6 protein-coding genes are annotated in these 12,414 nt (G+C 42.2%); all 6 read left to right on the top strand.

Translation table 11 applies throughout. The annotated features are described in order from the left end of the window. The first annotated feature begins 58 nt into the window (after window positions 1-58). The 6 genes from BUB08_RS04270 to BUB08_RS04235 all read left to right on the top strand — a co-directional run bounded on the left by BUB08_RS04270 (window position 59) and on the right by BUB08_RS04235 (window position 12,396). The gene (locus tag BUB08_RS04270) at window positions 59-2,437 is read left to right on the top strand and encodes a TonB-dependent receptor (protein WP_072999253.1); all 2,379 of its coding nucleotides are present in this window, start codon (window positions 59-61) and stop codon (window positions 2,435-2,437) included. Window positions 2,438-2,468: 31 nt separating this feature from the next. Further along, entirely contained in the window at window positions 2,469-3,758 is a 1,290-nt protein-coding gene (locus tag BUB08_RS04265) for a DUF4374 domain-containing protein (RefSeq protein WP_072999251.1), read from the top strand. Window positions 3,759-3,828: 70 nt separating this feature from the next. Then, window positions 3,829-4,449, top strand: a complete 621-nt coding sequence (locus BUB08_RS04260) for a hypothetical protein (RefSeq protein WP_139249615.1) — start codon at window positions 3,829-3,831, stop codon at window positions 4,447-4,449. Between the two features lie 28 nt (window positions 4,450-4,477). Then, window positions 4,478-5,323: an alpha/beta hydrolase gene (locus BUB08_RS04255; protein ID WP_175549944.1), complete on the top strand. Its 846-nt coding sequence runs from the start codon at window positions 4,478-4,480 to the stop codon at window positions 5,321-5,323. A 13-nt stretch (window positions 5,324-5,336) separates the two neighbouring features. Further along, window positions 5,337-8,105 carry a sulfite reductase flavoprotein subunit alpha gene (locus BUB08_RS04250; protein ID WP_072999246.1) on the top strand — a complete coding sequence of 923 codons (2,769 nt, stop codon included), beginning with the start codon at window positions 5,337-5,339 and terminating at the stop codon, window positions 8,103-8,105. A 1,132-nt stretch (window positions 8,106-9,237) separates the two neighbouring features. Then, window positions 9,238-12,396: a TonB-dependent receptor gene (locus tag BUB08_RS04235; protein ID WP_083570576.1), complete on the top strand. Its 3,159-nt coding sequence runs from the start codon at window positions 9,238-9,240 to the stop codon at window positions 12,394-12,396. Window positions 12,397-12,414 lie beyond the last annotated feature (18 nt).

Genomic DNA, 12,414 nt, shown 5'->3' with positions numbered 1-12,414 from the left:
TGCAGCACATTTAATTTTGCAACTTATTTAGTTTAAATAAAAATAAGACAAAGGCAGGGTGGAAAAAATTATCATTATAGTTATTGCATTGTGTTTGTGCTTCGTGGGTAAATCAGTGGCACAAAGCAACCAAAAAACAATTAGCGGCACTGTTCTGGACAGCAATGGAAATGCATTGCCTTTTTCAAATATTTCTGAAAAAAATACATCAAACGGAACCACCAGCAATGAGCAGGGCGAATTCATGTTGAAAACCAACTCCCCAAATAAAGCGGTGCTGCTTATTTCTTACCTGGGATATACCACCAAAGAGGTTACCATTGAAGATTTTTCAAACGCGCGCAATCTTGTTTTTCAACTTAAGCCCAAAGAACATCACTTAAACGAAGTACTTGTGGGCGGGAAAAGCGTTGCAACAAAAATTGAACAGCAAGGGTTTGTTGCCACTTCTATTCCGATAAAAGAATTGCAAAGCCAATCTGTGGAACTCAACCAGGTACTTAACCAAAGTGCCGGAATTGTGGTTCGGGAGCAGGGAGGATTGGGCTCGCGGGTTAACTACAGCATTAACGGACTGGAAGGAAGTGCTGTCCGATTTTTTCTGGATGGCATTCCGCTGGATTATTTTGGTTCTTCTTACTCGGTTAGCACCATTCCTGTTTCGCAAATTAACCGAATCGACATATTCAAGGGCGTGGTTCCGGTAGAACTGGGAAGCGATGCTTTGGGCGGCGCCATTAACCTGGTTACCAAAAAAAATTTAAAAAACACGCTCGAAATTGATTACACCTACGGCTCTTTTAATACCCACAAAGTTTCGGCCTCCGGCTACGGACGCGCCAACAACGGCCTTACGGCAAAGGTTTCTGCATTTTACAATTATTCAGACAATAACTACAAAGTCTGGGGCAGCGATATTTCGGTTACCAACCCCGAAACGTTTGAAGTAATGCGGGGAATTACAGCAGAACGCTTCCACGATGCATACCAATCAAAAGCAATAAAGACCGATTTTGGGGTAACCAACAAAACGTGGGCAGATCATTTTTTTGTGGGGTTGCTAACGTCTTCTATGGACAAAGAAATTCAGCACGGCGCAACAATGATTGTCCCGTTTGGTGAAGCCACTTACAGTCAGAACTTGCTAATGCCGTATCTCGACTATTCAAACCGGCAACTGTTAAAACAAAAGCTGAAGGTAAAACTGTTTACCTCCTATTCGGGATTAAACCGCGCCCGGGTAGATACTTCAAAAAACATTTACAACTGGCTGGGCGAAATTGAACCGGTGCAGCGCGTACTTGGAGGCGAGCAAAAAAGAACGCTGAACAAGTTAAAAGAAGAAGTGTGGATGAACCGGGTAAATCTGAATTACACATTTTCTTCGATGCACAAACTGGTTGTTAACCACGTTTACACCGACCTTACCAGAACCGACAGCGACCCGCTGGTTACTCAAAAAACCGAAGGATATTACGCGCCACAGTTTTTTAACAAAAGTGTTCTGGGAGTTTCATGGGAGAATTTGTGGTTTCAGCACAAATTGCAAACGACACTGTTTTACAAGCGTTACAACTACTCGGCAGCAATTAAACTGGCAGAAACCGTTGCCGGAGAAACAAACTACGAAACAGTTTCGGCCAAAGAAAAAAGTAACGGATTGGGATTTGCCATTTCGTACACGCCGGCGAAGAAAATAACCCTGAGCTTTTCGGTGGAACAGGCCAGCCGCTTGCCCGAAGCCAATGAGATTTTAGGCGATGGATTAAATGTTTTGGCAAACCCCAATCTAAAGGCAGAATCGAGTCTGAATACAAACCTTGGGATTGATGTGAGCCTGTCCGAACAGCGCAATTCCCGTGTGCGAATAAACGGCAACGTATTTTTCCGAGATGTAAAACAGAAAATGAAATTGGTAACGGCCAGCGACCCGGCTCTGTTGCAGGTGGTAAATTTCGATAAAGTTCAAATGTCCGGCATCGACGGACGAATTCAATATTACTATAAAGAGTTCCTCAGCATTTTTCAGTCATTGGCATTTCTGCACCCTGTTATAAAAACAGACAGCGATGAATTTGGCAACAACAATGGACTGGATAATACGCGCATGCCCAACACTCCGTTTTTCCAGGCCAATTCAGAAGCGCGTTTAAATTTTGGAAACTTGTTGCAGAACAAACCCGCTGTTTTTGTCTATTGGCGATACGGTCATGTTGGTTCTTTTTACCGGCATTCAGAAAAATACGGGAGCGAAAACAAGGATCACATTCCGGCACAAAACATTCACAGCGTTGGCACCGGATACACGTTTCCTAAAACTAACCTCACCGCCAGCGGAGCAATCAATAATTTATTCAACGCCCAGGCTTTCGATAATTATGCGGTGCAGAAACCGGGAAGGGCTTTTTACTTAAAACTGACATACAAAATTTTCTAAAAATGAATATTAATTTAAAAGTGAAATAGTTATGAAAACCCATTATTCCGGGCTATTGGCCCTTGCACTTGTAATTCTTTTCTCTTCTTGTTCAAAAAACGATGACCCGACTCCAACTCCCGAAAAAACCAGTAACTACTCTGTATTGGGAGTAATCGACAATGCGTATTACCTGGCACAGGCAGAAAGTTTAAGCGAAGGAACGCTAAGTTTTGTAAACAACGGAACTCAGCTCGACGCCGACCAGGCGGCTCGCATAATTTCAGCCGGAGACTACCTCTATTCGCTGGATTATGGCACCGGACTGTTAACACAGCTCGAAGCAAACAGCTCCGGCGGTTACGATGCGGTAAATGAAATTAACGCCGGTCTGTCGGTAGGTACAAACCGCCCCCGCTATAAACTGGCCGACGAAAATACAATTATGGTGTACAATGTTGTGGTTGAACCTGTTTATAACGAAACGAACACCGACATTGTTGATAATGTTTGTACACTGCGCCTGACCTCTGTTAGTATTCCTTCGCTCACAATCTCGAGTCTGACCGAATTTGTAATTCCGCAAACCGAAAATGCCAAACAAGGCGCCACCATCGGTTATCATCCTATGCGGGTTGACGGGCCCGTTATTGCAGGCAACAAAGTTTATTTCGGGCTCATGCATCTCGACATGTCCGACCCAACCACTCCTCCCCCGTTCCGCAAGCCCAAACAAACCGGTTTGGAAACGCTGGTATTTGATTATCCTTCGTTTGAAAACGGCACCATTATCGAATCGGACGCAGCAGCAGGCCACACAGGTGGTTATCGCGCACCATCAATGCATGTCGACGAAAAAGGCGATGTTTACCAGGTAAACTGGTTCATTTCCGGCAATTCATTTGACCTGTCCAGTGGCGACAAAACCGTTATCACCCGCCTAAAAAACGGGACTTACGATGCTTCCTATCTGTTCAACATTTCGGAAACATTGGGCCTGGATACCAACATCGGAGCAAACGGATGGTTTTATGTTGGAAACGGAATTGGATACATGCCCATTTACCTGGAGGACGAAGGTGCATACAGCGGTGCAAATACCTGGACAGTTGCCAAAATCGACATCTACAACAAAACAGCAGTTAAACTGGACTTACCACTGTCCGGATTGTTCAGCTACGAAAACGGGATAGTTGCCGATGGCAAATTCTACATGGCCATTAGTCCAATTGGCGGCGAATCTTATGTTTACGAATTTGCCCCCGAGTCGGCCGGCGCCACCGGTTTTACCCGGGGATTAAAGCTCGATGGCGGAAACGTAATCGTTGAGGGCGTGTATTAATATACAAATGAACAAATTCCTTTATCACAGGCCTCCGGCAACCACCGGAGGCTCTTCTAACTAAAAAGAAATGAGACAATTATTATTGCTATTTTTTGTTACAGTTTTGGCCGCAGCCTGCTCAGAGCAGCAAAAGCACAACGGCCCTCCGTACGAAAACCTGAAACCGGAGTTAAGCCTCACGTCGAAACAGGAAAAACAATTCGATGAAATCACGCTTCGGTACAACAAAATCAGGGCTGAAGAATTTGCCGCTGCAAGAGCCGGCGGAAAAATGAACCGGGAAGCAATGCTTGCCAAAATGAGGAATCTTTTTGAAAAACAGGCAGCAGAAGTAAAACCGCTGTTAAACGATGAGCAGTTTGCAGTGTACACCGAATGGATTGAACACAACATTCCGGGACGAATAGGTTGGTCGCCAGAACTTATCGAAAAGATAAAAACCAACCTCAACCTTACAGACGATAAAGCCGCCATTGTTGATGCAGTAAACGAAGCATTTATAGAGGCTTACTCGGGAGCACACGATAATTACCACGGAAATGCCGAAGCAGCAAAATCCTATTGGACTGAATTTAACAACAACCGGAATGCTGCTTTAAAAGAGGCATTCAGTGAAGAGGAATACCAAAAATTCCTTGAGATAACAAAGGATGTACGCTTTAAAGGGGAACACGGAAAAGGGAAATAAATTGATTAGGTTTAAACAAGTATATTTTATGTTGACTGTGGCTGTTGCATTATTACCTGCAATGGCCACTGGTCAATGTAACCAGGTGGTAACGCCAATAATTCAGTCTACGTTTCTTGGTCAGAATCGCCAAATATGGGTATCACTGCCCGAGAAATACGACAGCCGCAAATCCTATCCGGTATTGTATGTTTTAGATGCCGAAACACATTTTAAGCTGATTCAGGGATTGGAAAACAGTTTATCGAACAGCAAAAAAATTCCTGAACACATTGTGGTTGGAATACCGCATGTAAACAAAGAGAAAGAACGCATTAAAGACCTGACATTCAGTTTATCGAAAGTAAACCCCTACGGCGACAAAATTCTGCCACCGTTTTTTAACCGACAAAATTGCGGCGGAGGGTATCGGTTTCTGGATTTTCTGAACAAAGAACTGATTCCTTTCGTCGATTCTGCGTATGCCACAACGGGGTTCAATATTTTGTGCGGGCATTCGCTTTCAGGCTATTTTGCGTCTTACATGCTTTCGCTACCACACTCATTTCAAGCCGTTCAGCTGTACGATCCCAGCGTTTGGTATGCCGAAGGGGAAGCTACAAAACAACTACAGAATGGCATTTCAAAAAACAAATTATCGGTGTTTCTGGCGTATCAACAAAATCCTGATTTTCATTTCCAGCAGGTAAAATCATTTGGCGAGACGCTGGATAAAACGCCAATCGATAATTACAAAAGAGAGGTGTTTACCGACGAAAACCATCATTCCATTTTTTTGATTGCTTTTATACACGGGATGGAGTGGTTGTACAACGATTACAAACGGAAAAACTTTAAACTAAAAAAAGAGCGCCCCTATTCTATTCCTCAATAAACAGTAAAAAAAAATGACAGGTTGGTTTAAAAAAAGTGTCCGATTGCTTCACTTATGGGCAGGATTACTCTCGGGAACAGTAATTTTTATTGTATGCCTGACCGGAAGTTTATACGTTTTTCGTGCGCCAATAGAAAACAGCATCAATTATAAAACGGTTTTTGTTGAAGACGAAAAAAAGCCGTTTGTTTTACTCGACAGTATCCAAAACAGGCTGGCGTTACAGGGGTTTACAATAAACACCATAACTATTTACGGAAAGCCAAACAGAAGCCACGAAATCGGTTTCACAGCAACCGACGGCTCCGATGCGGGAACGTTCTACGTAAATCCGTATTCTGGCAAAATACTGGGAAAAAGGAACACGACACTCAGTCCGGCCTTTGAGTTTATCCTTGCGCTCCACAAAAACTTATTGCTCAGCAACACCGGCAAACAAGTGGTTGGAGCGTCTGTGCTAATTTTCGTTTTCATGCTCTTTTCCGGCTTTGTGCTGTGGCTTCCCCGAAAAATGAGGGAGTTTTTATCTGCACTGCATTTCAACCGGAAATCAGTAAAATTAATCGATCTACATAAAATTCCGGGATTTTATTCGCTCGCACTGTTATTCGTCATTGCCGTAATGGGGTTGTACATTTCGTATCCGTGGGTAAAAAGCGCGCTAATCGTATCGTTTGGCGGCAACCCGGTGTTATCAAAAGCTTCGGAAAAACAAGAAGCCAAAATAAAAGCAGAGCTGGCAAGTTCGTTCTCCAACCTTCTAAAAAAGCAACTGGCAAGTAAATCAGAAGAAGTTAATTCTGGAAAAATGGCTTCTTTAGACAGCGTTGTTTCAATTACAAATAACGAATTGCCTTACCCGGGTATCACAACCATAAACCTGCCCACAGCCGAGAATTCGTGGATAAAAGTTCGGAAAATAAATCGAAACAACTGGGTGAGAGCCATTGTTTTTGACGAACTTGAGTTTAACAAGCAAGGCCAAATAACAGCAAAAAAACTATTCGAAAATAAAACTCCCGATCAAAAATTTGTGGCTTTATCGTTACCGCTTCACACCGGAGAAATATTGGGATGGCCCAGCTTAATTCTCTATTTTATTGTGAGTTTAACCGGTACTTCACTTCCCGTTACGGGCACCATATTGTGGGCTAAACGAAAACGCGCCCGGTTAAAGTTCAAGCGAAAAACCGGCACCCGGCCAATTAGCATACCCGATGCTGCTGAAATGAATACAGACAACTGGCTGATTGTGTACGCCACCCGCTCGGGCAATGCAAAAATGATAGCCACAACTTTACAGGCGCAATTCAAACGGCTGGGACTACCTGTAAAAACCCGAAATATTTCAACACTTACCTCAGCACAGCTAAAAAGCATTAAATATTTGTTTATTGCCATCAGCACCGACGGCAACGGAATTCCTCCGCCATCAGCAAAAAATATTTTTACAGAACTCAAAAACTCCGATTATCTGCTGAATAGTTTAAATTATTCGGTTTGTGCATTGGGCGATTCGGCCTATGACGCATTTTGCCAAGCCGGAAAAAATCTGGATAAATATCTTCGAAATAAAGGAGCAAACTCTATTATTCAACGCGTGGACTGCGATGCTGATTTTTCGGAGCCCTCAACAAAATGGATCAACCAAAGCATCAGGGCCGTTTTACTAAACGAAAAAATTGAGCTTACTAAAGAGTTAAAAACCAACGTCGAAATAACAAAAAAAGAATTCAGGCAATTACAAGTAAAAGAAATCGCCAAACTCAGCAACGGAAATTTGCAGAAGCCATGCTATCATATTGTTCTTCAATCCGATGAAAACCTGAGTTCCATAAAGCCGGGCGATTCCATTGAAATATTTCCGCAAAACCCGGAGTGGCTGGTAACCAACATACTTAATGCGCTGCAATTACCGTCGAACAAAAAAGTAAGGGACTGGTTGTTGAATGAATGTGAAATTACTACGCTCAATAAAACAACCATTGAAAAGTACAACTACTTTGCAGAGAACCGAAATCTTACCCGGCTTTTAAACGATGGCGCCTCGCTGAGAAAATACCTGGCAAAAGCAAATTTTCATGATCTGATTGTTGATTTTCCTGCGGCAATAACCGAAAAGCAGCTAAAGGAAACAGTACCCGGGAAAAAAGGACGGTTATATTCGGCTGCTTCGAGCACGGCATATTTCCCCAACGAAATACATTTAACCGTAAAAACAATTCGGTATACTTTTCAATCGCGAAAGCACGAAGGTGCAGGCTCGATTGAGCTGACCAACAACCTAGTTGCCGGCGATACCATTCGATTCAGGCATTATCCAAACCTGGAATTTCGACTGCCGGAAAACACAAATGCCCCGCTAATACTAATTGGCATTGGTACCGGCATTGCGCCGTTCAGAGCATTTCTGCAGCAGAACGAATTCGACAATTCCAATCGGGAAATCTGGTTAATATGGGGAGACAAAAACAGAGAAAACGATTTTTTGTATGAAAAAGAGCTCCTTGATTTTAAAGAAAAAAACAGCTTAACTAAACTGGATACAGCGTTTTCAAGGGACGGCAACCCAAAAGTTTATGTTCAACATCTGGTGGAACAAAACGAATCGGATTTTATAAGATGGATGAACAAGGGTGCGCACGTATTTGTGTGTGGTAGCATCAACATGGCCGAAGGCACAAAAACGGCAATCGAAAAAGTACTTAATAATCATTCTGCTTCAACCATAACATTCCACGAACTTATAGAACAGCAACGCTATCACGAGGATACTTATTAGAAAAACTGCTCCGAAATTGGGTTCACAATCATTACAAAATTAGCAGGAAATAGCGCATAGAGGTTAAAGGCTGGCACCGGGAAGTTTTCCTGAAACTGGAATACCCGCTGTGGAAGTTTTAAACTGCTTTCGGGTACTTGCTGATGGTGATAAAAATTGATGGTTCAAACACTGCCCGAACGAATTTATACAACTACAAAACCTCTCGCCAAAAGGGCAGCAACACATCTGATAATATTATAGCCCAACAGGTTTCTGTTGAAAAAGAAGGATAAAAAACATACCAGCAAAAATGCCGTCAAGCACTAAAATAAGGTGCAAAAAAAACCAATCTCAGGCTTGAAAAAAAGACACCAGATCATAAAAAACAACGAAAAACACAGAAACGAAAAGTAATTTTTTTTTAATCGATTGTTCACTGTAGCGTAACCCAATCCATCTAATATTGAGCTCTCAAAAAAATGAAAATTTGGAGAGTATTCCAGCAATATTAAAACACAAAAAAGACTTAAATCAAAGCTTTGGCGTGCATAGTCAAAGTTTATTGGTTACGGCTTGCCTACACACCGGTCAGGCTGATGCAGGAAACATTGCACAGAACATTTTTGTAAAAATCGGGAAAAAACACTACTCTAAAAAAGTTTGTTTATTCCACGACAGCTATCTTTTGCCCCAACTAAAATACCAGACACATCGGGGTTGGGATGGAATAAAACAAAAGAACCCGTTTTCTGCACAGACTTTATTAAAAATCAGAAACACAACGGATGCGCTAAGCCTTGAGCAAATCCACAAAAAATCAGTTTTAACGCGTTATTTCCCGGTACCAGAGATGGCGTTCCGGAAACCTAACAAATGCCATGAACGGAGCAAACAACATGCACAGTAACGCCGGGCATTGCAACCTTTTCCGGAACCGGGGTTCTGCCAACAGCCCTGCCAACGATGATTTATTTCAACCATCCCCTAAAAATAAACCGGTTGTTTTCCGCAAAACACAAAAAGGAATTAATCGGCTTAAACAAATTGAATTTGAGAATGATATGACATCAGCAAGATTCAGGTACGACACTTTTATTTTAACAATAACAAACTAACGCTCATTTATTTTTAAATCAAAAACAAATTACAAATGAAGAAACTTACTTATTTACTATTTGCACTTTTCGTCCTTTTTCCAACGATTGGATTTTGTGTGGGAGATGATGAAGATGCAGAGAAAAATGGAATCATCACTGGTCGAATAATCGACTCCGAAAACTTTCCTTTACCTGGTGCCACAGTTTACATTTCATCAATAAATAAAGGAACCGTTACCAATGTTGATGGCTACTATACTATTGTCGGCATCGACGCCGGAGAATATCTTGTTCAGGTATCTTATGTGGGATACAAAAAAATTGAAAAAAACGTTACAGTAACTGATGGTGGCTCAGTTTCGCTTGATTTTCAACTTTCTGAAAATGAAATTTTAGACGAAGTTGTAGTTAAGGGAAATGCCGGTGGCGTATTAAAAGCGCTAAACCAGCAACTCACTGCACCAAGCATTATGAATGTAATTTCCTCTGATCAGGTGGGGAGTTTCCCGGACCCTAACATTGGAGATGCTCTTAAACGTATTCCGGGCATCCATGTTCAGTACGACCAGGGCGAAGCAAAACTGATAAGTATTCGCGGAACAGATCCGTCTAAAAGTACTATCTCTATTAATGGTGCTGCAATGCCGGGTACCGGTAACGACCGTGCCGTTGGTGTAGATGCCATTCCGGCAGACATGGTGCAGGCCATAGAAGTAAGCAAGGCCATTACACCTGATATGGACGGCGATGCAATTGGTGGTGCAGTAAACCTGGTTACCAGAAAAGCTCCTTACAGCAAAAGGCTTTCTATTTCGGGCGCCACAGGTTATAGTGCACTTACCCAAAAGCCACAATTTAACGGGAACATTATTTTTGGTGATCGTTACTTCAACAACAAGTTTGGCGTAATTGGGTCAGCATCAATATACGAACAGAAGTTAGGTTCTAACCGTCACAACTCATCATGGGAAACTACCATGGTCGGAACCGATGAGTATTTTGTTCCCAAATATCTGAATATCGAACAGACGCTTATGGAAAGATTGCGCCAGAGCTATACACTGGGGCTTGATTTCAAGTTCAACCAAAAACACAGCATTGCCTTTACCGGAATTTTTAATGACTACAAAGACTGGCGAGAAACCTACACTTTGCGTATAGACGATATTGGCGGCGGATATAAAGGCAACTGGAAAATGAAAGACGACTATTCAGGCATAAAATGGTTTGAACAGGTTTTTGATGACCCGGAAGATTTTGCAGATGAAATTGACGGAGACATCGATGCCGATGGAGATGGGGTAAACGACAGCACAGGAGAAGTCTACATCGTTCTTGACGAAAACAACGACGGGATTGACGACAACACCGGAAACATGTATGTTGACTACGATCCCCTGCATCCGTCGTTCCATCCGGAATTGGAAAGGCATGTTTTGGCCGGAGGAAACGACAAAGGCGGAGATTTAACGCATAAAAAAATATTTAACTGGGCATTTGAAGGAGACCATGTATTTGGCGCGCTGAAATTTGATTGGGATTTTGCGTATGTAAAATCTATCGAAAATCAACCCGACTCACGTGATTTTGAGTTACAAAGCTACAACGAAAAAACTGTGCTTATGGATTTCTCCAATCCCAGATACCTCGGGTTGGATAAAGGATTTGGAATAGACAACGTGGCCCAGGAAATTGCAGGAAGAACCTCAGCTGATATTGACGAAAACAGGGTTGACACATGGGAGTTGGACGGTTTTAAAGGTAAAGACAGCCGGTCGAATGTGGATCAGTTTCTCTATTCTGCAAATTTTGAATTGCCGTTAATCGATGGGAAATTTGAGAATAAAATCAAGTTTGGAGCTAAAGCCAAAACAATGAGCAAAAGCAAAAAACTTCTTGGCCGTGTAAAATGGAAACCTGCTCAAAATGACCCGGAATCTCCGGAAACGTTTAACTGGGGTTGGATGTGGAACGAATTTGCACAGAACATGGAAGATGTTAGTTCCAACTTCAACAACTCAAATTACAATGTAGGCCAATCGGTTACGGCACAGTGGGTAGGCTCGCAAGTTACCGACTTTAACAACACAACCGACCATTGGATGGTAAATAACGGGTACAACAAAGAAATTGCAGACGGTTACACTGCCTCAGAAGATGTGTATGCAGCCTATTTAATGTCAACCCAAAAGTTTGGTGAAAAATTAAGCCTGATGGGTGGTCTTCGTGTTGAACAAACAAAAATCGACTACCATGGATGGGAATATTTTGAACGGGCTGAAGTATTTGAAGAAGTAAGTGCATCGCAAAATTATACCACTTTACTGCCAGGCGTGCATTTGAAATACATGCCAACAAAAAGGAGTGTTTTCAGGTTGGCCTATACCAAAACAATCAGTCGTCCTAACTATCGGGACATTGTTCCCTATGTAAAATGTGATATTAAAGATGACGAAATTGAATTCGGAAATCCGGACATCAAACCAACATTAGCGCATAATTTCGATTTACTGGGCGAGTACTATATTGGTTCTACCGGACTTATATCTGCAGGGTTATATTATAAAAACATCAAAGACTTTGAAACAACAATGATGGAAGTTCTTCCCTGGGAAGACGTTGTTCAGTATGTTCCTTCGCCGGAGCAGATAAGCGCCCGCACAGACATAACCGAAGATCAGAAAGAAGACTATATTAAAAGGTACAATAAAGCTGAAGGACACGATTTTGAAAGTTTTACTCCCGGAAACGGTGGCGACGCTAACCTGATTGGTATTGAACTGGCTTTTCAGAAACGCCTGGATTTCCTTCCCGGTTTTTTGCGTAACTTCAGTGTTTATACCAACTACACGCACAACTGGGTAGACAATAAAGATAAAGAACACCAGTTATCCGGCACTGCAGAAGACATTATTAATGCATCGCTGGCATACGACAATAAGAGACTCAGCGCAAGGGTTTCATACAATTATACTTCTGATTTTCTGACAAGCAACGGCTCAACTGAATTCACCAATGTTTACTACGACAAAGTTTCTTACCTTGATGCAAACATCGATATATTTATCAGCAAAAAAATTGTTCTTTTTGCCTCTGCCAACAATCTTTTAAACGAGATACAACGTACTTACCAGTGGAAGCCACAATATACATATTCGGCATTGGAAAATGGAGCACGCTTTCAGGTTGGACTGAAACTCAACATTTATTAGCCCGGCCGGCTACAATTT

This window comes from Mariniphaga anaerophila, from assembly GCF_900129025.1.
Classification (GTDB): Bacteria; Bacteroidota; Bacteroidia; order Bacteroidales; family Prolixibacteraceae; genus Mariniphaga; species Mariniphaga anaerophila.
The sequence above is the reverse complement of the archived record's forward strand: the minus strand, read 5'-3'. Positions and strand labels throughout refer to the sequence as shown.